The organism is Halobacillus litoralis (assembly GCF_020524025.1).
In the GTDB taxonomy this organism is placed as follows: domain Bacteria; phylum Bacillota; class Bacilli; order Bacillales; family Halobacillaceae; genus Halobacillus; species Halobacillus litoralis_D.
The window spans coordinates 1,030,887-1,055,303 of the sequence record NZ_JAIVKN010000001.1; the positions used below are offsets into that span (position 1 = coordinate 1,030,887).

General features: G+C 41.8%; 26 protein-coding genes and 1 pseudogene. 1 reads left to right on the forward strand and 26 read right to left on the reverse strand.

The annotated features are described in order from the left end of the window. Nucleotides 1-15 precede the first annotated feature (15 nt). From LC036_RS05430 to LC036_RS05490, 13 genes are all read right to left on the reverse strand, one after another. Nucleotides 16-1,200 (reverse strand): pyridoxal phosphate-dependent aminotransferase, encoded by a 1,185-nt coding sequence (locus LC036_RS05430; RefSeq protein WP_226579255.1) that lies wholly within the window; start codon nt 1,198-1,200, stop codon nt 16-18. A 13-nt stretch (nt 1,201-1,213) separates the two neighbouring features. Next, on the reverse strand, nt 1,214-1,741 hold the full coding sequence (locus LC036_RS05435) for a DUF5590 domain-containing protein (RefSeq protein ID WP_226579257.1): 528 nt from the start codon (nt 1,739-1,741) through the stop codon (nt 1,214-1,216). Continuing rightward, the gene (locus tag LC036_RS05440; protein WP_226579260.1) at nt 1,704-1,874 is read right to left on the reverse strand and encodes a YpmA family protein; all 171 of its coding nucleotides are present in this window, start codon (nt 1,872-1,874) and stop codon (nt 1,704-1,706) included. The genes LC036_RS05435 and LC036_RS05440 overlap by 38 nt, the downstream gene beginning before the upstream one ends. Nucleotides 1,875-1,958: 84 nt before the next feature. Further along, nucleotides 1,959-4,760, reverse strand: coding sequence for an ATP-dependent DNA helicase DinG (gene dinG / locus LC036_RS05445; RefSeq protein WP_226579263.1), 2,802 nt, complete (start codon nt 4,758-4,760; stop codon nt 1,959-1,961). A 90-nt stretch (nt 4,761-4,850) separates the two neighbouring features. After that, complete coding sequence (gene panD / locus LC036_RS05450; RefSeq protein WP_226579266.1) at nt 4,851-5,240, reverse strand: aspartate 1-decarboxylase; 390 nt, start codon at nt 5,238-5,240, stop codon at nt 4,851-4,853. A 19-nt stretch (nt 5,241-5,259) separates the two neighbouring features. Continuing rightward, nucleotides 5,260-6,126 carry a pantoate--beta-alanine ligase gene (panC, locus tag LC036_RS05455; RefSeq protein ID WP_226579269.1) on the reverse strand — a complete coding sequence of 289 codons (867 nt, stop codon included), beginning with the start codon at nt 6,124-6,126 and terminating at the stop codon, nt 5,260-5,262. Nucleotides 6,127-6,137: 11 nt separating this feature from the next. Continuing rightward, nucleotides 6,138-6,959 (reverse strand): 3-methyl-2-oxobutanoate hydroxymethyltransferase, encoded by an 822-nt coding sequence (panB, locus tag LC036_RS05460; RefSeq protein ID WP_226579273.1) that lies wholly within the window; start codon nt 6,957-6,959, stop codon nt 6,138-6,140. Beyond that, the gene (locus LC036_RS05465) at nt 6,952-7,944 is read right to left on the reverse strand and encodes a biotin--[acetyl-CoA-carboxylase] ligase (RefSeq protein ID WP_226579276.1); all 993 of its coding nucleotides are present in this window, start codon (nt 7,942-7,944) and stop codon (nt 6,952-6,954) included. Before LC036_RS05465 ends, panB begins: the two co-directional genes overlap by 8 nt. Continuing rightward, on the reverse strand, nt 7,920-9,122 hold the full coding sequence (locus LC036_RS05470) for a CCA tRNA nucleotidyltransferase (RefSeq protein WP_226579279.1): 1,203 nt from the start codon (nt 9,120-9,122) through the stop codon (nt 7,920-7,922). The genes LC036_RS05465 and LC036_RS05470 overlap by 25 nt, the downstream gene beginning before the upstream one ends. Further along, on the reverse strand, nt 9,112-10,242 hold the full coding sequence (bshA, locus tag LC036_RS05475; protein WP_226579282.1) for an N-acetyl-alpha-D-glucosaminyl L-malate synthase BshA: 1,131 nt from the start codon (nt 10,240-10,242) through the stop codon (nt 9,112-9,114). The genes LC036_RS05470 and bshA overlap by 11 nt, the downstream gene beginning before the upstream one ends. Nucleotides 10,243-10,249: 7 nt before the next feature. After that, nucleotides 10,250-10,663, reverse strand: coding sequence for a methylglyoxal synthase (mgsA, locus tag LC036_RS05480; RefSeq protein WP_226579285.1), 414 nt, complete (start codon nt 10,661-10,663; stop codon nt 10,250-10,252). Nucleotides 10,664-10,680: 17 nt separating this feature from the next. Next, entirely contained in the window at nt 10,681-11,481 is an 801-nt protein-coding gene (dapB, locus tag LC036_RS05485) for a 4-hydroxy-tetrahydrodipicolinate reductase (protein ID WP_226579287.1), read from the reverse strand. 3 nt (nt 11,482-11,484) lie between these two features. After that, nucleotides 11,485-11,814 (reverse strand): nucleotide pyrophosphohydrolase, encoded by a 330-nt coding sequence (locus tag LC036_RS05490; protein ID WP_226579290.1) that lies wholly within the window; start codon nt 11,812-11,814, stop codon nt 11,485-11,487. Nucleotides 11,815-11,984: 170 nt separating this feature from the next. On the opposite strand from LC036_RS05490, the gene LC036_RS05495 reads away from it, so the two are divergent. Then, nucleotides 11,985-12,857 (forward strand): YitT family protein, encoded by an 873-nt coding sequence (locus LC036_RS05495; RefSeq protein WP_226579293.1) that lies wholly within the window; start codon nt 11,985-11,987, stop codon nt 12,855-12,857. Between the two features lie 149 nt (nt 12,858-13,006). On the opposite strand, the gene LC036_RS05500 is transcribed toward LC036_RS05495, so the two are convergent. The 13 genes and pseudogenes from LC036_RS05500 to hisC all read right to left on the reverse strand — a co-directional run bounded on the left by LC036_RS05500 (nt 13,007) and on the right by hisC (nt 24,417). Continuing rightward, nucleotides 13,007-13,681 (reverse strand): zinc metallopeptidase, encoded by a 675-nt coding sequence (locus tag LC036_RS05500; RefSeq protein WP_226579295.1) that lies wholly within the window; start codon nt 13,679-13,681, stop codon nt 13,007-13,009. A gap of 63 nt (nt 13,682-13,744) precedes the next feature. Continuing rightward, nucleotides 13,745-14,431, reverse strand: coding sequence for a sporulation protein YpjB (locus tag LC036_RS05505; protein ID WP_226579298.1), 687 nt, complete (start codon nt 14,429-14,431; stop codon nt 13,745-13,747). 59 nt (nt 14,432-14,490) lie between these two features. Next, nucleotides 14,491-15,075 (reverse strand): DUF1405 domain-containing protein, encoded by a 585-nt coding sequence (locus LC036_RS05510; RefSeq protein ID WP_226579301.1) that lies wholly within the window; start codon nt 15,073-15,075, stop codon nt 14,491-14,493. A 367-nt stretch (nt 15,076-15,442) separates the two neighbouring features. Beyond that, nucleotides 15,443-16,213 (reverse strand): annotated as a pseudogene (locus LC036_RS05515) (c-type cytochrome); the annotation flags it as partial. 27 nt (nt 16,214-16,240) lie between these two features. Beyond that, nucleotides 16,241-16,915, reverse strand: coding sequence for a menaquinol-cytochrome c reductase cytochrome b subunit (qcrB, locus tag LC036_RS05520; RefSeq protein ID WP_226579304.1), 675 nt, complete (start codon nt 16,913-16,915; stop codon nt 16,241-16,243). Nucleotides 16,916-16,918: 3 nt separating this feature from the next. Continuing rightward, nucleotides 16,919-17,425, reverse strand: a complete 507-nt coding sequence (locus LC036_RS05525; RefSeq protein ID WP_226579307.1) for a ubiquinol-cytochrome c reductase iron-sulfur subunit — start codon at nt 17,423-17,425, stop codon at nt 16,919-16,921. 133 nt (nt 17,426-17,558) lie between these two features. After that, nucleotides 17,559-18,020 carry a YpiF family protein gene (locus tag LC036_RS05530; RefSeq protein WP_226579310.1) on the reverse strand — a complete coding sequence of 154 codons (462 nt, stop codon included), beginning with the start codon at nt 18,018-18,020 and terminating at the stop codon, nt 17,559-17,561. Between the two features lie 97 nt (nt 18,021-18,117). After that, entirely contained in the window at nt 18,118-18,678 is a 561-nt protein-coding gene (locus tag LC036_RS05535) for a ReoY family proteolytic degradation factor (protein WP_226579317.1), read from the reverse strand. A gap of 31 nt (nt 18,679-18,709) precedes the next feature. Further along, the gene (locus LC036_RS05540) at nt 18,710-19,963 is read right to left on the reverse strand and encodes a tetratricopeptide repeat protein (RefSeq protein ID WP_226579319.1); all 1,254 of its coding nucleotides are present in this window, start codon (nt 19,961-19,963) and stop codon (nt 18,710-18,712) included. Between the two features lie 18 nt (nt 19,964-19,981). Continuing rightward, the gene (locus tag LC036_RS05545) at nt 19,982-20,854 is read right to left on the reverse strand and encodes a hypothetical protein (protein WP_226579321.1); all 873 of its coding nucleotides are present in this window, start codon (nt 20,852-20,854) and stop codon (nt 19,982-19,984) included. A 66-nt stretch (nt 20,855-20,920) separates the two neighbouring features. Continuing rightward, nucleotides 20,921-22,210, reverse strand: a complete 1,290-nt coding sequence (gene aroA, locus LC036_RS05550; protein WP_226579324.1) for a 3-phosphoshikimate 1-carboxyvinyltransferase — start codon at nt 22,208-22,210, stop codon at nt 20,921-20,923. Between the two features lie 12 nt (nt 22,211-22,222). Next, nucleotides 22,223-23,323, reverse strand: coding sequence for a prephenate dehydrogenase (locus LC036_RS05555; protein ID WP_226579325.1), 1,101 nt, complete (start codon nt 23,321-23,323; stop codon nt 22,223-22,225). Beyond that, nucleotides 23,320-24,417, reverse strand: coding sequence for a histidinol-phosphate transaminase (gene hisC / locus LC036_RS05560; RefSeq protein ID WP_226579328.1), 1,098 nt, complete (start codon nt 24,415-24,417; stop codon nt 23,320-23,322). The genes LC036_RS05555 and hisC overlap by 4 nt, the downstream gene beginning before the upstream one ends.

A 24,417-nucleotide genomic window follows, 5' to 3' on the forward strand; every position in this document is an offset into this window, starting at 1 on the left:
TCCTCCAACATTGCTTTATGATTGATGATTTTCAACAAACCGCTTAATTCGGTCTGCAGCTTTTTCCAGCTGTTCTAAGGATGTAGCATAAGATAGACGTACATTCTCCGGGCTTCCAAAACCAGAGCCCGGGACCAGCGCCACCTTTTCTTCATCTAATAATGCTTTCACCCATGAATCCACATCTTCAAAGCCGCCGCTCTCGACTGCTTTTTTAACGTTTGGAAATAAATAGAAAGCGCCGGATGGTTTGGCACACTCGATGCCTGGAATATCAATGAGTCTTTGGTGGAGCACATCAAGACGCTCTTTAAAGGCTTCTTTCATTTCTGTTACTTTTTCTTCAGATCCTGTGTAAGCAGCCAGAGCTGCATATTGGGCTATTGATGTAGGATTTGAAGTCGAATGAGAAGCCATATTGGACATCGCTTTAATAACAGCTTTTGGCCCGGCTGCAAACCCAATTCGCCATCCTGTCATAGAGTGGGACTTAGATACTCCATTAATGATAACGGTATGATTGTACAATTCATCAGAGATCTGAGCAATAGAAACATGGTCTTCATCTGTATATATTAACTTTTCATAAATTTCATCAGAAACAATCATGACATCATGTTCTATACAGACATCCCCGAGAGCTTTCAACTCTTCTTTAGAATACATCATTCCAGTCGGGTTACTAGGGGAATTAATAATGACTGCTTTCGTATTTGAAGTTATTGCCTGCCTTAGTTGATCTGGAGTGATTTTAAAATCATTGGATTCCTCTGCTGAAACGAAGACCGGTTTTCCCTGTGCCAACTTGATCTGCTCTGGATAGCTCACCCAGTAAGGAGCAGGTACAATGACTTCATCCCCTTCATCCAGCATGACTTGGAACAAAGTGTAAAGTGCATGTTTGGCACCTGTAGTTACGATGATTTGTTCATTCGTATAAGTTAAACCCTGGTCTCGTTCAAGTTTAGCTGTAATGCTGTTTTTAAGCTCTGGAATTCCTCCGGCGGGTGTATATTTCGTCTTTCCTTCATCCATCGCCCTTTTGGCCGCATCTAGAATATAGGACGGTGTATTGAAGTCTGGTTCTCCAGCACCTAATCCAATGACATCATGCCCTTCTGCTTTAAGTGCTTTTGCTTTGGCTGTGATGGCTAGTGTAGTGGATGGTGTTAGAGATTTTACGCGTTGTGCTAGTTGCATGAACCTCACTCCTCTAATTGTTTTGTCTGAAGGCAAAGCGTTGATCAAAGGCCTCGCCCGTTAATGTGAAATAATCGAGTACGTAACGATCTTGACTATCAATATAAGTGATCTCATAAACGGGTTCATCTTCTTCATAACCTATGTTTACACCTTTAAATGTACAAGAAGAACAACTGTTACTCCACTGTGTTTTCAGCTCTTTTTCAGGTAATACATTGCTTATATCTACAACATCGAGAACTTTTGTTTTCTTATCATTTATAAAAACAAGAGAAGACTCTCCTTCTGTTGTGCTGCCTTGTACGACGAATACTTCAGATTCTCCATGGTATGTAGAAACTTCATCTACAGTGGTGATCCCGGACTCTGCTTCAGCAAGCTTGGCTGCTTCTTCATGCCCTGCGGTACGGTCCTGGTTAACATCCAAATACACCCATACAGAAAGGATCATACATAGGACAAGCAGGACTACGAAGGAGCTGATCGCCCACTTCGCCCACCTAGGTACGGTATATGGTGAAGACTGCGGTTTCAGCATCGTCATCATCCAAAGACAATCCAAACATTAAGTTATTTTCTTTCAGCGTACGGTTTAGTGTATCGACAACTTTATAGAGATCATCCGTTTTCTGGATTCTGACAGTCGACAGGGTTTCAATTTTACTTTGCATCCATAAAACCTCCATATTATTAAGGGACTGGTTGGAAAACCCGTCTCTTATTATAACAGGTCCGTCCAGCCCCTTCTTTATAAATTACAGCCAATCCTCGATTTGGTTCATCAACTTCCTCGTTGATTGATACGAAACGGGCACATCCGGCAAAGAGGATAGGAAATATTTACCGTAACGCGCTTCCATAAGCCGCTGATCACAAATAAATACTATTCCACGGTCACTGCTGCTTCGAATTAAACGACCAAACCCCTGTTTAAATCGAATAATCGCATGGGGAAGAGCCTTTTCCATAAAGGCGTTCCTGCCTTCCTTTTTCATCCTGTCATTACGTATCGACTGTATAGGTTGATCCGGTGGTTGGAAAGGAAGACGTACCATCATAAGGCAGGATAAATCGTCTCCTGGAATGTCCACCCCTTCCCAAAATGAACTGGTTCCAAGTAGAATAGCCTGATCAAAAGATTGGAAATTCTTCTTCAGCCGATCCCTGCTTCCGCTGGAAATTCCTTGAGCAAAGATCATGAATTCTTCTGGATCAATAAACTCTTTCAGCAGTGTATAGGTGTTTCTAAGCATTTCATAAGATGTGAAAAGAACAAGCATTCTGCCTTTTGTTACTTGGGCTACAGAATAAATGGCTTCACTTAGGGCTTCAATGTAAGCTTCCGGCTCATTTTTTATATTAGGAAAATCATTCGGAACCATGACCTGGACCTGTTTATCGTATTGATAGGGTGAAGGAATCAATAATTCCAAAGTTCTTTCAGAATGGATAAGTCCAAGAGATTCGCGGATGTATGTGAAAGAATTATTGGTTGAAAGTGTTCCGCTTGTTAATATCACACTATCTTTCACTTGGAATAATTGATGACGTAATAGCTGAGCAATATTATAGGGTTCGCTGAAAAGATAGATGGAATTAGCAGCACCTTCTCCTTCAATTTCAATCCATTTCACTTCTTCATCACGTGTTAAATCAAAATAATGAATCAACTGTGCCCGGATTTTTTCACACACTTTCTTTTGTGTATCCAGTCTGGAAATAAGAATCGGTATGCCATGATCTTCTTTTAACGTCAGCAGCCTTTTCAATTCTCCTTCTATCCCCTCCATTTGATGGATAAGTTTCTGCATAGAAGATAGGAAACGGTAGGACATTTCTTTAGCTGTAGTCATAAAAGCAGGCATTTCACTCGGTTTTAGCACCAGTTGTATTCTCCCGACATCACTTTTCCCTTTTCCTTTACGGCTTTGTTTTTTTACATTTTGAAAAATATATCTCGATAAATGACTCAACTCTTCCTTTGCTTCATCAATCGCATGCTGGGCTTTATTCAGGCTGGTATAAAAATCTTTGGAAAGCTTCCAGTTTCGATATAAACTTTTATGAGTCATCTCTCCGAACTGGGTCAAATACCTCTGAAGCTCCCGATAGTTCATACGTACGCCAAAGTAGCGGCTGGCTACAGATTCCAGGTGGTGTGCTTCATCTATGACAACATGCTCATAGTCAGGTATGGACGAATCTTCTCTCATAATATCCATACAGAACAAAGCATGATTCGTGATGACAAGATCAGCCTGCATTGCTTTTTGCTGGGCCCACTGATAAAAAGAATCATCTATATACCCAAGCTGGATCGTTTTCGTAGACTGTTCAGCACTGACTTTATGCCAGAATTGACGCCCATTAGAAGGGAGCTGTATTTCATCCACGTCCCCCGTTTTTGTCTTCGTCAGCCAAATAAGGATCATCGCCTTCGTCAAAGCAATATCATAATTGTCTTGATAAGAATTTTCCAATTCATAATGGAAGTGAATGAGGCTTATATAATGCCCTTTTCCCTTGTAAAGAACTGCTTTTATAGGTCTTGGAAACATCCGCTCCACTTTTGGAATTTCCTCTTCAAGCAATTGTTTTTGCAAACTTGTCGTATGGGTCGTTATAACTACACGGCAGCCTGTTTCCATGGCTTTATAGGCAGAAGCAAGTAAGTAGGCGACTGATTTGCCCGTTCCTGTTCCTGCTTCGATCACTGCATGCTTTTTCATTTGAAAGGCTTCATGCACCTTAGATGTCATATCTCTCTGCCCTTTTCGGGTTTCAAAATTCTCTACTAGTGATTTCAGCCCGCTGTCGGTTTCGTAAACATGAGACTCCCAATCTTTAAAAGGAGGAAGTTTCTCTTTTGTTTTTTTCTTTTCCTTCTGCTGTCTTCTGACAGCCAAGCCATGGTGAATTTCTATATCGCTTTCGTATTGACGACTATACCGTTTGTTATCAATACTGGACTCAATAAACGGTCGAAGGTCACTTTTCAGTTTTGATTCAACTTTTAATAAATGTGACAGCGTACGTTCCGGCAGTGCCTTAAATTCTTTTAGTAAATAACGAAGCAGGTCAGCTGTTACTTGAGCATCAGAAAGTGCGCGGTGAGGACGATCATGCCCCATATCCAGACGCTCAGCCAACTGTCCCAACTTAAATGTAGGGGATGTCGGAAGCATGATTCTCGCAAACTCAACGGTATCAATTATTGGGTTATGTAGGGGTTGGTACCCGCAACGGGTTAATTCATCGTTTAAAAAACCGAGATCAAACTCGATGTTATGAGCGACGATATAAGCTTGTCGGAAAAGAGGATAAATATCCTCAACAATCTCTGTAAATAATGGAGCGTTCATGACATCGTCCTCTTTAATACCTGTAAGAGAAGTGATGAATGGCGGAATCTCTCTCTCCGGATAAACTAAAGAAGAAAATTCTTTGATTACCTCGCCATCTTCCTTCATAATTACGATGCCAATTTCTATGATCCGGTCCCCTTTAGAGGCTGCATTTCCGGTTGTTTCTAAATCTACAATTGCAAATGTCTTCATGTTATCCCTACTTTCACCACAAAAAGGAAGGATCCTGCCTTTAAAAATGACAGGCACAGATCCTTTCCCCTTTTTGCTAGTTGCCCTACATTAAAGAGGCAGTGCTGTGAGAGGCGGTTCCTCTTCAATGATTTTTTCTACTCGATTTTGTTCATCTATTAAGGCAATCTTCGGACGAAAATCTGCCAATTCAGCTTCATCCAGCATCGCATAAGAAACGATGATTACGATATCATCAGGTTGAACGAGACGCGCTGCTGCCCCGTTTAAACAAATGACCCCGCTCCCCCGTTCTCCGGAGATGACGTAAGTTTCCAACCGTTCTCCATTGTTGTTATTTACAATCTGTACTTTCTCATGAGGTAAAATCCCCACTTGGTCTAAAAGATCCTGATCAATGGTCACACTGCCTACATAATTTAAATTTGCTTCAGTCACACGAGCGCGATGTATTTTAGCTTTCATCATTGTTCGAAACATTGATGTTCCCCCCTGCCAGTCATCCTTTTATGATTTCTCCATTTTGATCAAAAACAATATTATCAATCAGCCTGACCTTTTTATAATATACAGCGACCGCTAGTATGACAGGCTGATTGATAGTCTGAACAGATTCTAACTCTGGATAAGACAATAATTCAATATAGTCTATATTACCATGAGTTTTGCTTTCAAGAAACTTTCTGACTGCGTCCATAATCTCTTCAGGAAGTTTCTTCCCATCCTTCATCAGCTGTACCCCCGTTAACAAAGCTTGTTGAATAAAGGGGGCTTCCTTTCGTTCATCAGTAGAAAGATTAACATTCCGGCTGCTTTTCGCAAGTCCGTCCTTTTCTCTTACTGTCGGCACAGCTACGAGTTTTATTGGGAAGTTATAATCATGAATAAGGGCGTCAACTACAGCGACCTGCTGGGCATCTTTCATACCAAAATACACACGATCAGGTCTTATAATGTTAAATAATTTTGTCAGCACAGTGACTACCCCTTCAAAATGACCGGGGCGGCTTCTGCCACAAAGTACATCAGTCCGTTTAGTCACCGCCATCTCTATCGATAAAGGTCCCGGATACATCGTCTCTTTTGAAGGAAGGAAAATAAGGTCTACACCATTTTCTTCAGCCATCCTTCGATCATGTTCCTCATCCCGAGGATAGGTATCCAGGTCTTCTCCTTCGCCGAATTGAAGAGGATTCACAAATATACTTAAGATGATGAAATCATTCTCTTTCCTAGCTTCCTTAATAAGGCGGATATGCCCTTCATGTAGATACCCCATTGTTGGTACAAAGCCAATGGTTTTCCCATCTCTCAGCTGCTTTGAAACTATGTTTTGTACTTTATCGATGTTCTTTAGTACTTCCATAATCCTTCCCCTTACTTTTCTGGTAATCCTGACACATCCATTGTAAAGGTGTGCCTCTCTTCAGGAAATGCTCCGCTTTTCACGTCATTCACATAAGACTGAACGGCTTCGCCGAGCATGTGGTTGCTGTCTATGTAGGATTTTGCGAATTTCGGAATACGTTCTACGCCATATTTTAGTAAATCGTGATAGACGAGGACTTGTCCATCACACTCTGCTCCAGCTCCAATTCCAATGGTTGGAATGGAAAGTTCACTGGTAATCTTCTCTGCCAACTGACGAGGTACACATTCAAGCACCAGAGCCATAGCACCAGCTGATTCGATTTCCAAGGCTTCGTCCATCAGGCGCTGGGCTGCTTTCGGGTCTTTTCCCTGCACTTTATATCCGCCCAGGACGTTCACGGATTGTGGAGTGAGACCGATATGTCCAACCACTGGTATTCCTGAATGGACGAGTTTCTGCATGATTACACCAACTTCGCCGCTTCCCTCCAGTTTGACAGCTTGGGATCCCGTTTCCTGAAAGAGTTTTTGAGCATTTTTAAGTGATTCTTCTATAGAGATATGATAGGACATAAACGGCATATCAATCACTTTAAATGTATCTGCTGCCCCGCGCTGCACGGCTTTTCCGTGATGAATCATGTCATCTAATGTAACAGGAATAGTAGAATCATAACCGAGCACAGTCATCCCCAGACTGTCACCGATAAGAATCATGTCTGCTTTTGCTGCTTCCGCCATTTTAGCAGATGGAAAATCATAACTTGTAATCATCGCAATCTTTTCTTGTTCTTCTTTCATGCGTTGAAAGTGGTGTTTGTTAAGCATGGTATCCTCCCTCTCCCCAATGTATTTCTGCAGAATACAGCTTCTCTTCTTTGCCCTGCAGGTTTCTTGCGATCAATGCGCCATCAGGTTCAATTCCAACAAGACTGGCTTTCCAGGTATTTCTCATTGTTGATATGGTCACTTCTTCCCCAATACGATAGCCATAATCTTCCCAATCCTTTTTAACTGATGCGAAACCATGTCGTTCATAATGATCATAAGACTGCTCGAAAAGACGGAGAAGATGCTGAATCGTCTCTTGTATATTCCAGGTTTCACCTGACTCTATCTTTAACGAAGAAGCTTTATATTTAATATCCTCAGGTATTTCTGCTTCGCTCTGATTGACATTCATACCAATACCTAAAACGATGTATTGGATGGAATCTTGTTCGGCCTGCATTTCAGTAAGGATTCCTGAAACTTTCTTATGGCCTACCAGGAGGTCATTCGGCCACTTTATTTGAGGGTTTAATGCCGAGCGTTCATCAATCATTTTCGCAAGAACGGTAGCTGCTAATAGAGTAAGTTGTGGTGCTTGTACAGGTGGGAGATTAGGTCTTAGCAAAAGACTCAGCCAGATCCCCTTCCCTTTAGGTGAGTCCCAGCCTCTTGCCATACGACCTTTTCCTTTTATCTGCTCATCAGCAACAACAACCGTTCCATGAGGCTTGCCCTGCTTGGCCATTTGATGAACAATTTCCTGAGTGGATTCTACTTGATCGTAGTGAAAGAGCTGGTGTCCGATCCACTTTGTATTAAGACCCCACTGAAGGGTATTTCCACTGACTTTATCTGGATATGAAAGAATTTTATATCCTTTCTTCTGGACAGCCTCAATTTCATATCCGTCTTTTTTTAAATCATTCATATGTTTCCAGACAGCGGTTCTGGATATGTTTAAGAGCTCTGAGAGTTCCTGACCAGAAACGTGTCCTTCCTGGTTGTTCATTACTTCAATTAACTGTTTTCGGGTGGATTCCATGTTTTAATCCATTCCTTTATCTTTTCATAGTCGTTCTCTACTTGTAATTGTACAATCCCTTGTTCAATCTGCTCCATAATCTCTGAGATCCAAGGGCCTTTTTGGCGATTTGGGTAAAGAGCTATTAAATGTCTGGCTTGAAAAGCCATTTCTTTTGAAGTCTGGATAGGAAGGTTGTCTTTCACCCCCCACAAAGAGGATGAAAATTCCTCCTTGTCCATTCCGAGAGCTGTACACACTCTGACGAATGGATGAAACAGTTCCTCGGGTAACTGATATACAAGCCATGGTGTCACTTTCTGAGCTTTTTCATACCTTTTCAAGGCTTTACATAATTGTTCTGCCTGTTTCTTTGTTCGGTTCGATAATTTCCATAATTTCACAAACCGATCAATCGAGCACTCCGGGCACCTCTGTATGAAAAAGGATATAATCTCATGCCATGATTTCAAACTTTGTTCAGGATAGGAACGCTCAGACAGCATCGAGTTTAATACAGGCAGATACTTTTGCAACCCTGTTTCACAGAGTAAATCCAAGGCTTTTTTATAGTTTTCCCCAGCGAACAATTTCTGTGTTTCCATTGCAATTCTTTCAATTGAAATATGTTGCAGCAATTCAGCCTGTGAGGAAAGGGCTTCCTTTGTTTCATGCACAACATCATACCCCAACTGACTTACAAAACGAACCGCCCGCATCATCCTTAATGGATCTTCTTTAAATCTCTCAAAGGGATCACCGACCGCACATATCACTTGATGTTTTATCGCCTGCTGTCCTTCATAAGGGTCGACAACTTGTCCCTGTCGATTCATAGCTATTGCATTCATCGTAAAGTCTCTTCGAGCAAGGTCCAGTTTGATGTCACGAACAAACGTTACTTCATCAGGACGGCGGAAGTCTTCATACCCCTTTTCCGTCCTGTATGTGGTCACTTCATAAGAATTTGATTCATGACGAACAATAACCGTACCATGTTCAATCCCGACTGGTATGACTTTCTCAAAGATTTCTTGTATACGAGCTGGAGGCTCTGAGGTCGCAATATCAATATCACCCACGGAATGCCCGCTTAAATAATCCCGAACAGAGCCACCTACAATATACGCTTCTCCTCCTGCGTTCTCAATTTTCCCGATTACCTCTAGCGCATATTTAAAAACCGTATTAAACGTCATATCCCAGCACCTGTCCATAGAGGTCTTCGTATTCATTTAAGATTGTACGTGTAGCAAATTTATCATGAACTACTCTTTTTGCCTGTTCAGACATAGTTTGATGTAGACTTTTATCCTGTAAAATATTTTTGGCAAAATACGCGGTTTGTTCCACATTTCCAAGCTCTGAGATAAAACCTGTTTCTCCATGATCAATGACCTCAGGGATACCGCCAACGTTTGCACCAATACATGGAACACCGCAGGCCATCGCTTCTAAAAGTACCAGTCCAAAGCTTTCTTTCTCAGACAAAAGAAGTTTCAAATCAGAGATAGAGAGCAGATCACTGACATTCTCCTGCTTCCCAAGAAACAGGACATCTTCTTCAAGGTTTAAGTCCTGTACCAGTTGATAGCACTCCGAATATTCAGGGCCGTCCCCGACAAGGAGCAGCTTTGCCGGCATGTCCTCTCTCACTTTAGCAAACGTCTGGATGACATCTGTGACTCTTTTTACTTTTCGGAAATTGGATATATGAATAAGAACAGAATCTTCTTCATTTATACCATAATGATCTTTCAAATGCTGATTGTCTTTTCTGTGGTACTCTCTTTCATCTACAAAATTGTAGATGACATCGATGTCACGATCTGTATGTAACATATTTTTTGTTTGAGAAACAAGACTATGAGAGACGGCTGTCACTCGATCGGACTGCTCTATACCAAACTTAATCATTTCTTTAAGGCTAGTATCGATACCGAGCACTGTGATATCTGTTCCGTGTAGAGTCGTTATGATTTTAACATCCCTATTACACATCTGTTTGGCTAAAATAGCGCAGATTGCATGGGGCATCGCATAGTGGACATGCAAAATATCCAGTTCCTCTCTATTGATCACATCAGCCATTTTAGCTGCCAGTGCCAGGTCATAAGGAGGATGCTGAAAAACCGGATAACTGCTGACTTCCACTTCATGATAATAAATATTCGGGTATACACGATTTAACCGAAAAGGAACTTGAGAAGCAACAAAATGAATCTCATGTCCTTTTTCCGCTAATAATTTCCCAAGTTCTGTCGCAATGACGCCTGACCCTCCCACGGTCGGGTAACAGGTAATACCTATCTTAGCCATAATTATTTCACTCCTGGTTTCTGTTCTCTTCTATGATGTTCTTCCATTGAAAATCTTTGTGATTTAGAGCTTTCACCATAATTTCTGCACCCGTTTGATTAGTAGCTACAGGGATCTGATGTACATCACATAACCTTAACAGTGCTGTGATATCAGGTTCATGGGGTTGAGCCGTTAAAGGATCTCTGAAGAAAATGACCATCTGCATATCCTCAGCAGCAATTCTAGCTCCGATTTGCTGGTCACCTCCAAGAGGGCCTGATTGAAAACGTGTAACTTTCAGGTTAGCTTCATCAGCGATTCTCATCCCTGTTGTACCTGTAGCAAAAAGATCATGCTTTGACAATATGTCGTAATGCTTCTTTGCAAAGCGTATAATACTTTCTTTCTTTTTGTCGTGCGCAATAAGTGCAATATTCATCAATGGTCTCTCCCTTTTCAGTCAAGTAGGTGCTCTAAGCCATATACAAGTACATCAAGTTCCATTACTTTTTCTGCTGCAAGCTTAACTCCGCTCATAAATGATTCTCTATGAATAGAATCGTGTTTGATGGTCAACGTTTCACCAAGTCCGCCGAAGATCACTTCCTGATGGGCAACAAGACCAGGAAGACGCATACTGTGAATCCTCATACCATCTTCATCTGCACCTCGTGCTCCTTGGATTGTCTCTTTCTCTTCTTCGTGACCTTGTTTATGCGGCTGACGGACTTCCTTAATAAGCTCGGCGGTTTTCAGGGCCGTTCCAGATGGAGCGTCCAGTTTTTGATCGTGGTGCTTTTCAATTATTTCAACATCAGGAAAATGCTTGGCTGCCCATTTGGAAAACTGCATCATTAAAACCGCACCAATAGCAAAATTTGGTGCAATAACAGCCCCTAATTCTTTTTCTGCGGCCTTTGTTGTCAATTCCTGAAGTTGCTCTGCAGTAAAGCCGGTTGTACCGACAACCGGACGCACTCCATGTTCCAAAGCCAGTTTTGTGTGTTTATAACCATTTTCAGGTGTTGTTAAGTCAATGAGTACATCCGCCTCTACATCATTTAAACAGGTAAAGGCATCTGTATAAATTGGAGCATCCAAATCGGGAAGACCATCTATGTCGATAATATTCATCCCATCGTTTTTGCGGTCAATACATGCCGCCAACGTCAATGAAGACTGATTCTTTATCATTCGAAGGGCTTCTGTCCCCATTTTACCACGTGGTCCTGCCACAATCACCTTAATACTATTCATAGTCTATTCCTCCTCTTTTCTTGTCCATCGGTCTTTGTCTCTTGTCTCAATCTTCTTCATTGACATTTCAAACGCCTCAGATAAATCAATATCCAGTGAGTTAGCAAAACAAGTCAGCACGAAAATAACATCACCCAGCTCTTCCTCAAGAGCTTTATCCTTTTCCGTGGACTTTTTGGGTTTCTCACCGTATCTATGATTAATCTCTCTCGCCATTTCTCCAACTTCTTCGGTCAGCCTTGCCTGAAGGCTTAACGGAGAAAAGTATCCTTCTTTAAATTGTGATATGTAATCGTCTACACGTTTTTGTATATCTTCGGTTGTGTAATTCATAGGTAATCCCTCGTTTCATTCAAATCTTCTATATAAATGGTAGCCAAAAGGTGAACGTTTGACAAATTTTTTCGTTTATTTTATTAAATTTCTGCTTTTTTTCTATATTGCTGCTTGTTGTTCTAACCTCTATAATGGAATTTATGTGAATGACATTTGGAGGTGACTTTATGAAGGTCTTCGGGTTAAGAGTGAAAAACATACTATTAATATTAATCGGATCCGCCATCTTTTCATTCGGCCTTGTCCATTTTAATATCCAGAACGAATTAGGAGAAGGCGGGTTCACGGGTATCACGCTGCTATTCTTATACTTATTTGGTTGGGACCCTGCTGTTATGAATATTGTCCTTAATATCCCTGTATTGATTATAGGGTGGAAAATTCTCGGCCGTACAACATTTTTGTACTCACTTATTGGAATAATAGCTGTATCTGTATTTATCGCTTTATCCCAGCGGTACATGATTGAATTTGATTTAGCTTCTGATTTAACTCTTGCTGCCTTATTTGCAGGAGTGTTTATCGGAGTAGGCCTTGGAATCATCTTCCGGTATGGGGGGACGACCGGCGGCGTCGATATTATTGCCCGTTTAATAAATAAGTACTTAGGGTGGAGCATGGGGCGTGCGATGTTTGCCTTTGATGCCCTCGTTATTTTAGTATCCATCATTACTTACTTAGAGTATACAAGAGGAATGTATACTCTTGTCGCTGTATTTGTTGGTGCTCGTGTCATCGACTTTATACAAGAAGGTGCCTATGCAGCTAGAGGCACGACCATTATTTCGGAGAAAAGCGAAGAGATATCAAGTCGGGTTATGAGGGAAATGGACCGCGGAGTAACCGTTCTTGAGGGACGCGGATCATTCTCTGGTACAAGTAGAGATGTTCTTTACTGTGTAATTGGTAAAAATGAAATTGTACGTTTGAAGGCGATCATTCAGGATATTGACCCCCATGCTTTTGTAGCTGTAAGCCATGTGCATGACGTTATGGGGGAAGGGTTCACCCTGGATGAGAACAAAAATCCCCTTGAATAAATATAAGTGGTCAGTAGCTCGCCAGCCAGGGAAGTGGGATGTTCAAAAGGTTTTTATATGAATCATGATTCCCTTTTTTGCTGAACCCTATTATTCAACCGGAATAGGAACAAAAATAAACCCCTCGATCTAAATCGAGGGGTTTACTCTTATTCTTCGTTCATTCCTGTAAACATAAAGATAAAACGCAATAGTTCAGCAAGAGCGACCAACGCACCTGCAACATAAGTCATGGCAGCTGCATTCAACACTTTCTTCGTTTTACGCTCCTCATCATTTCTAATGACTCCAGTCGATACAAGCTGCGCCATAGCGCGATTTGATGCATCGAACTCTACCGGCAGAGTAATCAGTTGGAACAGTACTGCTGCAGAGAAAAAGACGATGCCGACTAAAGCAAGGCCCATCATGTTCAATAAGAACCCACCGATAATTAAAAAGATAGAAATGTTAGACCCAAAACTTGCTACTGGGACAAGAGCACTTCGAAATCTTAGGAAAGCATAGTCTTGTGCATCCTGAATAGCGTGCCCGACTTCATGGGCTGCAACAGCAGCTCCAGCCGTTGAACGGCCATGGTAAATGCCTGAAGACAAGCGAATCACTTTGGATCGAGGATCATAATGGTCTGTTAAGTGTCCACGAATTTCTTCAACAACAACATTATACAGCCCATTGTCATCTAATATTTTTCTAGCTACCTCAGCCCCTGTCATGGATGAAGAAGTAGGTACTTTCGAATATTTCTTGTACGTTGATTTCACTTTCGATTGCGCCCAGAGAGGGATAATGATAATCAAAGCCATATAAATAATAAAACTCATCTTGCATTCCTCCATGTTGAGAATGGTTACTTAGGTCAATTTTAGTCAAAATGTTTAATAAAATCAACTGTTACCATCCTTTAACCTGTGTCTAATTATTGAACGTGCCCGATATTTCTTTCCTCCAACATAAACTAAAGTTAACAAAATCGAGCCACCCACTGTTAGTATAGTCCAAATAATAGCATCCGCTTCTTCTTCTTTCACTAAAAGATTCAATTGTTCGATCAATCGATTCTGAGTCATCTCTGAATTTTGAATAGTATATTGATGGATCATCTGTTCCGTAAACATTATCTCCTGCTGATCAGAAAAGCGGGATAATGTTGGACGAATGATTTCCCATTGAACAAGAAAGTTCTCTGGTTCTGACATTTTCACTAAATAAGTAAGCTCATTTACCTTACCTTTCAGAAATAAGACTCGATCTTCTGAAGATACCGCTTCTAAGAAGGTTAAGGCAGATTCAACACCACTCTCTTCCATCGCTTTTCCATCTGTTTGGATTAGACGGCTCCATATCTCCTGGTCTCGTTCTGAGAGTGTTTGTACATATTCTTCTATATCTGCTGATCGTTGATCCAGCATCCGGCGGGCTAATTCTTCCTTCCCATCTACGACAAGAGAACGGTAATGGTTCACAAATGTCTCCCATTCATTCGGGGGTTTCTCAGCCCACCCTTCTGTAAGGCTAAGCGGTCCGAGCGTGAAAATTAGGGAACATATAAAAATCAGGATTGCCCGTCCCATTTCACTTCTCCCCTCTCATTTCAATGTATTAGTTCATTTTTATGAGATAAAAGGAAGGTTTATACCGTTTCATTGTTTTTCCTTGTAAGTAAATAAGCAATCCAGATACAGAGTATACTCAACCAAAAAGTAAAATAGCCGATTTCAGCCATATGATCTAAAATAGCCGGATAAACTGGCATCTGCTCAAACACATAATCAATTACGTCATTATGGAGTGTCCAAATAGCAGCAACAACCAGATGACGGACCCTGATTTTATAGTAGGGTGTATACAGAAGACCTTGAACTGCCATTGCTCCATGTGATACTACAAGCATATATCCTGTCCACGGCAGGTATCCATATTCCATAAAAGTCAGTCCATTCATAACTACTGCCCATACGCCATATTTCAACAATGTAATGACCGCTAGTGCTTCAATGTAAGGCACATTTCTGCCAAATATAAAAAAGCCAAGAAATATAGTGAAAAATAGGCTTGCTGTAGGACTGTCAGGTACAAAGATCAAAAAAACAGGGTCTGTTACAGTCAGTTGTGGTTCATACCAAATGTAACCATATATGGTTCCGAGTAAGTTGATAACAAAAAGCAGGATTAGAAATGTGCGATTGGTTAATATGTAGGCAATTGTCTCTTTCATTCTCTCAAATGGCCTCCTAATATAAATGAAGCCGCGCTTGTTTAAGCGCGGCTTAAGATGATTAAGTATGATATTATTCTTCTGAATTTTCGTTAGAAGATCCTTCTTCTGAGCCTTCACTGGAAGATCCCTCTTCTGAACCTTCGCCGGAAGACCCTTCTTCTGAACCTTCGCCGGAAGACCCTTCTTCTGAACCTTCACTGGAAGATCCTTCTTCTGAACCTTCGCCGGAAGATCCTTCTTCTGAACCTTCACCGGAAGATCCTTCTTCTGAACCTTCACCGGAAGATCCTTCTTCTGAACCTTCACCGGAAGATCCTTCTTCTGAACCTTCACCGGAAGATCCTTCTTCTGAACTACCTCCACCTTCACTGCCGGCGGAAGCAACAAATTCAGCCAATTGCTGAAGTTCTTCATCTGTACCACCAAAGATCCCTGCAGGCATGGCACCCTTACCATTAACAGCAATATCCTTCACCTGATCAACTGTGACATCTGCTTCGATTAAAGAAGGGTAGTTCCCTTGTCCTTGAAGCGCATCACCGTGACAGTTCAGACAGTTTGCTTCATAAATCGCGTATCCTGGTGCTGATTTATCTATCGTAGATTCAACAGCCTCAACGTTAACTCCGTACTTCTCAGCCCGCATTTCGTAATCTGCGTGTGTTACAGATTCATAAGTCAGCCAAAAAGTGGCTACAAAGCCTATAAGCATAAGTCCAACGGCAATCGGACGTTTATGAGGACGACGCTCTGGACCGCGATCCAAAAATGGTGCAAGCAATAAAGCGCCAAAGGCAAGACCAGGCATGACAATTGCACCAAGGACGATATAATCTCCTCCGGCAAATTGGTATTTTAGAAATTGATACAGAAATAGGAAATACCAGTCAGGCAATGGAATATAACCTGCGTTGTTCGGATCAGCCTGTTGCTCTAATGGTGATGGGTGAGCAGCAGTCAGGATTAAGAACCCGATTAAAAATACAGATCCTACGAGCCATTCCTTCAGTAAGAAGTTCGGCCAAAAGGCTTCCGTCCGTCCTGGGTATTCTGAATAGTCTTTTGGTAAATTGGCTTTTTGTTCTGCGGTAACCCTGGAGTCACCAACAAATTTCATCCCTTTTCCCCTATGCACAGCTTTCCCTCCTTTTTACGTTACATTTTATAGTGGACCGGAAATTCCTTGTTTACGGATCAAAATAAAGTGAAACGCCATTAATCCAAACAAAGCAGCCGGCAGGAAGAATACATGAATTGCAAAGAATCGTGTAAGCGTTTGTGCACCTACGATTGATGGATCACCCGCAAGAAGTGTACGGATCTGATCACCAATAAACGGTGTAGCTGCAGCAATCTCCAGTCCTACTTGAGTGGCAAAGTAAGCTTTGTTATCCCATGGTAACAGGTATCCTGTAAAACCAAGACCAAGCATGACGAAGAACAACAGGACTCCAATGACCCAGTTCAACTCACGCGGTTTCTTGTAAGCTCCTTGGAAGAATACCCGTAATGTATGTAAGAATAACATGACGATTACGAGACTCGCCCCCCAGTGGTGCATCCCACGTACAATTTGACCGTAAGCAACCTCTCGCTGCAGATAGTAAACAGATTTCCATGCATTTTCAATGTCGGGCACGTAATACATGGTCAAAAACATACCAGAAAGAATTTGTATAACGGTTACAAAAAACGTTAAACCGCCAAAACAGTAAACAAATGCTGAAAAATGGTGGGCCGGGTTCACGTGTTCCGGTACTTCGTGATCTGCAATATCACGCCATAGCGGGGTAACATCTACACGCTCGTCCACCCAGTCGTAAATCTTCTGAAGCATGAGTTATGCCCCCCCTCTGTCTTTTGCTTCCCCTAAGTAAAGCATTCCTTCTTCTACTTTGTGCTCAAACATTGGTAATGGTGCGGTTGGTGGTGTACCTGGTACATTGACACCGTTTTTCGTATAACGCCCCCCATGACATGGGCAGAAGAATTGATTTGGATATTCTTCATTAGAAGCCCAGTCTACTGTACAACCTAAGTGTGTACATACTGGTGAAAGCGCTATAATTTCATCTTTTTCATTTCTGTACACCCATGCCGTCTTTTGAACTTCAGACTCATACCAGCCATCTACCTGGTCAATGGTCCATTCAAAGCGCTGTGGTTCATTGGTAATTTCATCAATGGATGCCACAGACTTGAATCCTCCGCTTTCTTTCGTCTGCAAAACAGGATCAATTGCGAAGCGAACCATAGGCGCCAGCATGCCGGCTGCCATGAAACCGCCTACACCAGTCAGCGTATAGTTCAAAAACTGACGACGGGATACTCGTTTTTTATCGCTCATTCTTTTCCCCCCTCTATGCTGTAATCCATACACCATGGATATATTACACACAGTTTACTAGGACATTACCATGATAGCGCAATCTTAAGGGTTGGTCAATAAATTATCAATCCTTGTCGGAACTTTTATCCAATTACCAGTAAGCCTGGATTAACTCACTGATTTGAAGGGCCTGCTCTCTGACAAACGATTGTGTTTCCGTAGATTGGATGCTTCCAGACTGCATACCCGGAACCCATATTAAATGACCATTCAAATCCTTCTCATGCTTTTTCCACTTGCTGTCAAACGTGAATAAAAACGTATGCTGAAATGGCTGTTCCTTAAACCTGGATATCCAGTCGTTGACACGGTCTATTTCTTTTTCATTGGTGTCGTGAATATAAGAATAATCCGGTGCAAGGAAAATACGACCCCGGTATTCTCTTTCAATGAGAGTTGTAAACACCTGATTTAATTCACGTTGAAAGGCTTGTTTAACCATCTTTTGATCCGAAGATGGATCAAATGGTATTAAGGGAATTAAGACCGTATCAATATATTGTTTTTCAGGTAGGTATTGTGTAGTATCTGCTTTTGTCCAGCGCATATTCATTTCCTTCCTTTTCTATGTATCTTTTCCTCTATTCTACTACATTGTAGAAAAAATGAAAGCCAGGTTACATCCGTTAAGATGCCCCTGGCTCTCATTTTCATAAGAACGTATTCAAATCCTCTTTTACTTTTTCAAGCTTTCCGCACAAGTCTTTAAATTCTTCGCGCTCACCGTTTATGAGCGCTTCATCAATACGTTCTTCTATTTGCTTTTGTCTATGCTGTAACAAGCTGATGGACAGCAGCCGTTCTGCTTCGTTTTTGTCACGATCATTCAAATAGTAGTCTTTAGGAAGGTAGGGATTCTCCTCAAGGACCAGCGCATATTTCGAACATTGCTGAGCATTTTCGAAATTCATTTGAATATAAACCGGTTCTCCTTGATTCATTCTAAGATCGTGGAAGGATTTTTCTGCATCGTTTGTCATAACTTGACCTTTATAAAAACGAAATGGCGGATCTGAAACTCCCTGTGCACTAATTTCCATCCCTCTTGGGCAGAACTTCACTTCATGGACGAAATGAACACTTGATAAAAGAGACTCATGGTTCATTAAATAATTTAGAATCCAGACACTTTCTCTCTTTTTCAACTGAAAATGATTCAAGAACCACCGGACGAAGTCTTTTTTTTCGTTCACAGAAATTGGTGTTTGCATATGCGCCCCTCCTGCGCTTTAGTTAATTAGCTCAACGGTCTTTCAGTCGCTCAACAAATTCTTCGATTTCTGTATCTGCCGGATCAATCTTAAGGTACTCCTCAAACACCTGCAGGCTTTCTTTCGTTCTTCCTTCTTCTACTAAGAAATAGCCGTAGGATTTCAAGAAGTCTGTATCTTCTTTCAAGGAAGGATAGGCCTGTTGATAATATTCGTACGCTTCCTTATACTGCTCTTCTTCCTCGTAGGCCTGAGCAAGTTCCCATAAATAGTTCGGATCTTCCTCACCCAGTGAGATTAGTTCATTGATCAATTCGATAATATTTTCATTATCCCCATCTGTTTTAAAGTTTTGAATAAGGAACAAAACGGCTTCCTTATAGCCTGGATCTAATGCCACCGCTTCTCTCATTAACCGGTAGCCTTCCTCTTTGTCGCCCTGACGATGGGACAGACTTCCTGCAAGATGGTAAAGCTCTTTGTTAAATTCGTCCTTGGCTAAGCCTTTTTTAGCCATTTCCAATGCTTCTGCAGGCATACCTTCTGAATCATAAGCTTGAGCCAGATGCGGGTAGACGGACTGGAAATACGGATCCTTTTCAATCAATTCTTCCCACACATGAATTGCAATATCATTCCGGTTCGCCTGGAAGGCAACAAACCCATAACGAAACATAACATCAGGGTTATCTTCTTCAACCTTTTGGAAAAATTCAAGAGCCTGCTCAAATTCACCGTTAGCTGCGTAGGCCTCTGCCAGACGTGTCGCCACTTCTATATCTCCAATTACCGGCTGATGGTGCATGGCGTTTTCATAATATGGAATACTCTTGGAATACTCTCCATTTGAGAAGGCCAGCTCACCTAAAGCAAAATCGATAATGGCAGAATTGGGCTCCACCTGCTTTGCTGTCAGTAATTTCTGCTCTGCTACTTCATACAGGCCTTGAGCTTGATAAAGGTCGGCAAGTTGAACGAGGGCTTGTAAATAATCCTCATCCTCCGGGCCGAATTGGTTTAACAGCTCGATTGCTTCATCGTCTTCATCCAGGTCAATATGAATCTCAGCCATCATGACTTTCAATTCCTGCTCTTTTGGATAGCGTTGGATCAATTCCTGAAGAACAACTTTCGCTTCTTCTAACATCCCCCACTGAATATAGAGTTCGGCAATGGTAAACCGCTCTTCTTCATCCGCTTCTGGTAGATACTGTGTCAATGTATTAATTGCATCTTCCGTCTTATGGGCTTCCATCTGACGGATGGCTTTTTGTATTTCCTCCATGATGACATCCTTTCCACGTTAAACAAAATGCTTGTGAATCTTCACTTTTCTATGAGATCCAGGCTTTCGGTCTATCAATTTTTGATTGACCTGTTTCACCTGACCATTCATAACCGTTACATTCGGAACAGCACTATGATATATGAAATCTCCTTGCTCAGCAAACTTTCTGTCTTGATCTATACGATAAAGATTGTAGTCTGCCTGACCTCCTGGGACCATTCCACCCTTTCCAGGGTAGATCCCGCTGTCCCTCAAATTTTGTGAAGACAGCACTTCGTCGTCCTGTACATCTGTTAGCTTAATCATACCATACTGTTCACTCAGTGAAGACCACATTTCTGAATAGTTGTTCGACGTATTCCCACTATCTTTGACGAATAAAGTCAATGGCATTCGCTTATACGCTTGTGCCTGGACGATCCATTCCCAACAAATCCCTGACAGCTCTTCTTTGGATTGAACTTCAATACATAAAAAGGGGCTTCCTTTTCTAGCAAAAAAGCGGATCATTTCTGGCCTTACCCACTTCCCCGGAATAACCGGGATAATCATATAGTCGAGAGGCATCCATTGTAAATTGTTTAAGAAGTGGTCATAATGCGCCCGAAAATGACGTAAGCTAGTCACTAGGTGTTGGATGAGTAGCAAAGTGCACCCTCTTTTTATGTAATTCTCCGCTGTTTTCATACGCGTGGAGGACGAGGCTAAAGGTTCTTTTCGATCCATCATGACGTGGCCGGCGGTTACACGAAATCCATCAAGGGCCATATACTTATAGGATTCTCTGCCAATACGATCTCTGACGAATTTGTCTTTCAAAACCGTGAACTCTCTAAAACCTGACTCTGAATCATCTTCAATAAGTCCCTGAAACCAATAAGCTCCCATACGACCAAAACCTCCAAGTAGGCTTTTTATATCGTATGAGAGCATTACATAAACTATGAAGTTAATTTATTTAAGAGCTTCATTTAAATGTTGGAAAAACGATGGATAGGAAATGCTGATGCAATCTTTGTCCAGAATTGTAACCGGGTTTTGGCAGATTAGAGAAGCAACCGCTCCCATCATGCCGATTCTGTGATCTCCATAAGAATGGATGGATCCACCAGTAAGCTCTGTCTTTCCGTGAATGACCATCCCATCCTTTAAGGCTTCTACTTTCGCTCCGAGTGCCGTTAAAGTTTGAACGACAGCATGTATACGATCGGTTTCTTTATGCCGGAGTTCCTCAGCATCTTTAATGACGGTTGTACCCTCAGCCTGGGTAGCTGCCAGAGCTAAAATCGGGATTTCATCAATTACATTAGGAATCAGATCTCCTTCTAATGTGACACCGCGAAGTGAACCGGCACGGATGTGGATATCCCCCACGGGCTCTTGACCGATATACGTATGTATATGAGTGGAGATATCTGCGCCCATACGTTCCATAGCCCTTATAACACCATCCCTGGTAGGGTTTAATCCCACGTCCCGGATGATCATCTCGCTGCCTGGAGTAATGGAGGATGCAACAATGAAAAAGGCCGCCGAAGAAATATCGCCGGGAACTTTAAGATCTGCTCCTGAAGGCTGTTGTCCTCCCTTAATGGTAACCATACGTCCCTCTACATTGACCTCTACGCCAAATTCAGGAAGTAACATCTCTGTATGGTTTCTAGTTTCTCCCATTTCAATCACTTTTGTTTCTCCTTCAGCTAACATACCTGCTAAAAGGAGCGCTGATTTAACCTGTGCACTCTTAACTTTCAATTCATGAATGTCGCCCTTCAGTTTTTTCCCTTTAAATGATAAAGGAAGCAGGGAGTCATGGTCTCTCCCAGATATCTCAGCCCCCATTTTCTTTAAAGGAATTACAACCCTGTCCATCGGCCGTTTAGATAAGGATTCATCTCCAAAAGCTGTCGTGAAGAGAGGCAGGCCTGCTAATACACCACTCATCAGGCGGGCGGTTGTACCCGAATTCCCGAAATAAATAGGGGATACGGGTTCTTTTAAATGAGCAATACCTCTGCCATGGATGGCCAGATCTGACCCATGTTGATCAATATGTACTCCCATCAGTCTGAAAGCTTCAACGGTACGTAAACAATCTTCTCCTGTTAGAAAATTACGAATGTGAGAAGTTCCTTCAGCTAATGAAGCGAAGATAACAGATCGGTGGGAGATCGACTTATCTCCAGGTACAACCATCTCTCCCTGAAGACTTTTTTTTGTTGGATATAGTTCTATATCTGCCATTAGCTTCCTCCTTTACTGTTGAATCATTACTTCATATTGTTGTTGGCTTAGTACCTCTTTACTTTTCACTTGTTCTTCATTGGATGCAAAGCTGATCCGCAACACACCGGTAATACCTTCACGGATCTCAAGGATCTGGATATTTTTTATACTAATTCCTTCCTTGGCAAGCAAACCAATCACATCATGGATGGCACCAGGCTGGTCATGTATGTCAACATAGATATCATAAAAAGATGGAATGGCTCCTTTCTCTTTAACCGGGAGTCCATCACGATATTGTTTAGCATGCAGCAGGTACTGATACGTTTCTTCCTTCTCCTCTTTTTCCAGATACGTACGAACCCTTTCCATTTCACTTATCCAGTCATCGAGCATGGATATAAGCAGTCTCTTATTTTGAAAGAATATATCCTGCCAGAGTCTAGGGTTGCTGGAGGCAATCCTTGTAATGTCTTTAAAGCCTCCGGCAGCAAGATGTTCAATGTAAGGATGTGTCTCCTGCCAAATCTTCGCTTGATGAACGAGCGATGATGCAATGAGATGAGGAAAATGAGAGATGACAGCTGTCATCTCGTCATGTTCCTTCGTTGTAAACGTCAAAAATCGTGCGTTGGTTTCTGACAGCAAGTTCCTTAAGCGATCTGCTTCCTCCTCAGTCGCATGTACAGATGGTGTTAATACATAAATCGCATTCTCAAACAGGTGTGGTTTTGCAGCGGTATAACCTTGTTTATGAGAACCTGCCATCGGATGGCCGCCTACAAAAGAGATCATAGACTGTTCCAATCGATTCGCTGCTTTCAGCACTTGATTTTTCACTGAAGAAACGTCGGTAACTAATAAAGGTTTCTTAAGCTCGATCGTTTCCAACTTGTTCAAATAGTTAATCGTTATAGAAATTGGAGTCGCCAGAATACAGATATCCGCCTCTATCACCGATTTGGAAAAATCAAAAGATGCCTGGTCGATAACTCCTTGTTTTAAAGCCATATTCAAAGCAGCCTCATCGCCATCTATACCGATAACAAAAACATCTTCTTTCTTGGATACGTTCATTGCGATTGACCCGCCGATGAGGCCTAACCCCACGATTAGTACAGTCTGTTTCATCTGGTATGATCCATTGCTAATTTTTGAGCCATCACTTCCTGCAGCTGTTTCATATCCTCTTCTTTCCCGATGGTTAAACGGATGGTGTTCGGGAGACCAAGCGCTTCTCCAGAACGAACAATAAAGCCTTTAGTAAGAAGGTATTCAAACATTTCGTCCCCACTCATAGGGAGTTGGATAAGAAGGAAGTTTGCCTGGGTATCGTAATAACCTAATTGATGCTGCTCACAGAACTGCATTAAATCTCTTTTGTTCTTATGATTTGCTTTAACGGTTTGTTGAAGAAATGCTTGATCATCCAAAGCAATTATAGCCGCTGCCTGAGCTACAGTTGAAGTATTAAAAGGCTCACGGGACGGCTCAAGCGCTTGAATAACCTCGGGATGTCCAACACCATAACCAATACGAAGGCCGGCCAAACCGTAAGCTTTGGAAAATGTTCTTAATACCATTACATTTGGGTATGCATCTAAACCAGCTATAGAGTCAAAAGCATCCTCAGCCTCAAGGTATTCGTAATAGGCTTCATCAAGGACAACAAGCACGTGACCAGGTACCCGCTCCAGAACTGATTGAATCGTGGTTTTATCAATGTGTACCCCTGTAGGGTTGTTTGGTGTACAGATCCATAAAACTCTTGTCTGTTCGTCTATACTTGCTATCATTTCTTCAAGATCGTGATGACCATCAATTAAAGGAACTTCTCTAACTTCCGCTCCTTCGATAAGAGCATTGTGCCGATACTGAGGAAACGTCGGGGTAGCCATGACAGTGTTGGCTCCTGGTTCCAGGAAAGTTCGGCAGATAATCTGTACAACTTCATCTGATCCGTTTCCGAAGATCAGCTGCTCTTCTTTTACGCCAATAAATCCGGCCACTTTTTTTCTGATCTCTGCTGCATATCCATCAGGGTAAATTTCTAAATTTGAGATCAACTTTGGAAGCTCTTCCTTTACAGAAGGGGAAAATCCATAAGGGTTTTCATTAGAAGCTAATTTGATGATCCGGTCTAAGCCGAACTCTTTTTTTACTTCTTCGATCCCTTTTCCAGGCTTATATGGTTTCATGTTTTTTAGTATATCTTTGGCTTTCAT

Bases quoted from the DNA above. Each gene is read 5' to 3' on its own strand.
- LC036_RS05430 (WP_226579255.1), bottom strand. From the start codon at position 1,200: ATGCAACTAGCACAACGCGTAAAATCTCTAACACCATCCACTACACTA.
- LC036_RS05435 (WP_226579257.1), bottom strand. From the start codon at position 1,741: ATGCTGAAACCGCAGTCTTCACCATATACCGTACCTAGGTGGGCGAAG.
- LC036_RS05440 (WP_226579260.1), bottom strand. From the start codon at position 1,874: ATGCAAAGTAAAATTGAAACCCTGTCGACTGTCAGAATCCAGAAAACG.
- dinG (WP_226579263.1), bottom strand. From the start codon at position 4,760: ATGAAGACATTTGCAATTGTAGATTTAGAAACAACCGGAAATGCAGCC.
- panD (WP_226579266.1), bottom strand. From the start codon at position 5,240: ATGTTTCGAACAATGATGAAAGCTAAAATACATCGCGCTCGTGTGACT.
- panC (WP_226579269.1), bottom strand. From the start codon at position 6,126: ATGGAAGTACTAAAGAACATCGATAAAGTACAAAACATAGTTTCAAAG.
- panB (WP_226579273.1), bottom strand. From the start codon at position 6,959: ATGCTTAACAAACACCACTTTCAACGCATGAAAGAAGAACAAGAAAAG.
- LC036_RS05465 (WP_226579276.1), bottom strand. From the start codon at position 7,944: ATGGAATCCACCCGAAAACAGTTAATTGAAGTAATGAACAACCAGGAA.
- LC036_RS05470 (WP_226579279.1), bottom strand. From the start codon at position 9,122: ATGACGTTTAATACGGTTTTTAAATATGCGCTAGAGGTAATCGGGAAA.
- bshA (WP_226579282.1), bottom strand. From the start codon at position 10,242: ATGGCTAAGATAGGTATTACCTGTTACCCGACCGTGGGAGGGTCAGGC.
- mgsA (WP_226579285.1), bottom strand. From the start codon at position 10,663: ATGAATATTGCACTTATTGCGCACGACAAAAAGAAAGAAAGTATTATA.
- dapB (WP_226579287.1), bottom strand. From the start codon at position 11,481: ATGAATAGTATTAAGGTGATTGTGGCAGGACCACGTGGTAAAATGGGG.
- LC036_RS05490 (WP_226579290.1), bottom strand. From the start codon at position 11,814: ATGAATTACACAACCGAAGATATACAAAAACGTGTAGACGATTACATA.
- LC036_RS05495 (WP_226579293.1), top strand. From the start codon at position 11,985: ATGAAGGTCTTCGGGTTAAGAGTGAAAAACATACTATTAATATTAATC.
- LC036_RS05500 (WP_226579295.1), bottom strand. From the start codon at position 13,681: ATGAGTTTTATTATTTATATGGCTTTGATTATCATTATCCCTCTCTGG.
- LC036_RS05505 (WP_226579298.1), bottom strand. From the start codon at position 14,431: ATGGGACGGGCAATCCTGATTTTTATATGTTCCCTAATTTTCACGCTC.
- LC036_RS05510 (WP_226579301.1), bottom strand. From the start codon at position 15,075: ATGAAAGAGACAATTGCCTACATATTAACCAATCGCACATTTCTAATC.
- qcrB (WP_226579304.1), bottom strand. From the start codon at position 16,915: ATGCTTCAGAAGATTTACGACTGGGTGGACGAGCGTGTAGATGTTACC.
- LC036_RS05525 (WP_226579307.1), bottom strand. From the start codon at position 17,425: ATGAGCGATAAAAAACGAGTATCCCGTCGTCAGTTTTTGAACTATACG.
- LC036_RS05530 (WP_226579310.1), bottom strand. From the start codon at position 18,020: ATGAATATGCGCTGGACAAAAGCAGATACTACACAATACCTACCTGAA.
- LC036_RS05535 (WP_226579317.1), bottom strand. From the start codon at position 18,678: ATGCAAACACCAATTTCTGTGAACGAAAAAAAAGACTTCGTCCGGTGG.
- LC036_RS05540 (WP_226579319.1), bottom strand. From the start codon at position 19,963: ATGGAGGAAATACAAAAAGCCATCCGTCAGATGGAAGCCCATAAGACG.
- LC036_RS05545 (WP_226579321.1), bottom strand. From the start codon at position 20,854: ATGGGAGCTTATTGGTTTCAGGGACTTATTGAAGATGATTCAGAGTCA.
- aroA (WP_226579324.1), bottom strand. From the start codon at position 22,210: ATGGCAGATATAGAACTATATCCAACAAAAAAAAGTCTTCAGGGAGAG.
- LC036_RS05555 (WP_226579325.1), bottom strand. From the start codon at position 23,323: ATGAAACAGACTGTACTAATCGTGGGGTTAGGCCTCATCGGCGGGTCA.
- hisC (WP_226579328.1), bottom strand. From the start codon at position 24,417: ATGAAAGCCAAAGATATACTAAAAAACATGAAACCATATAAGCCTGGA.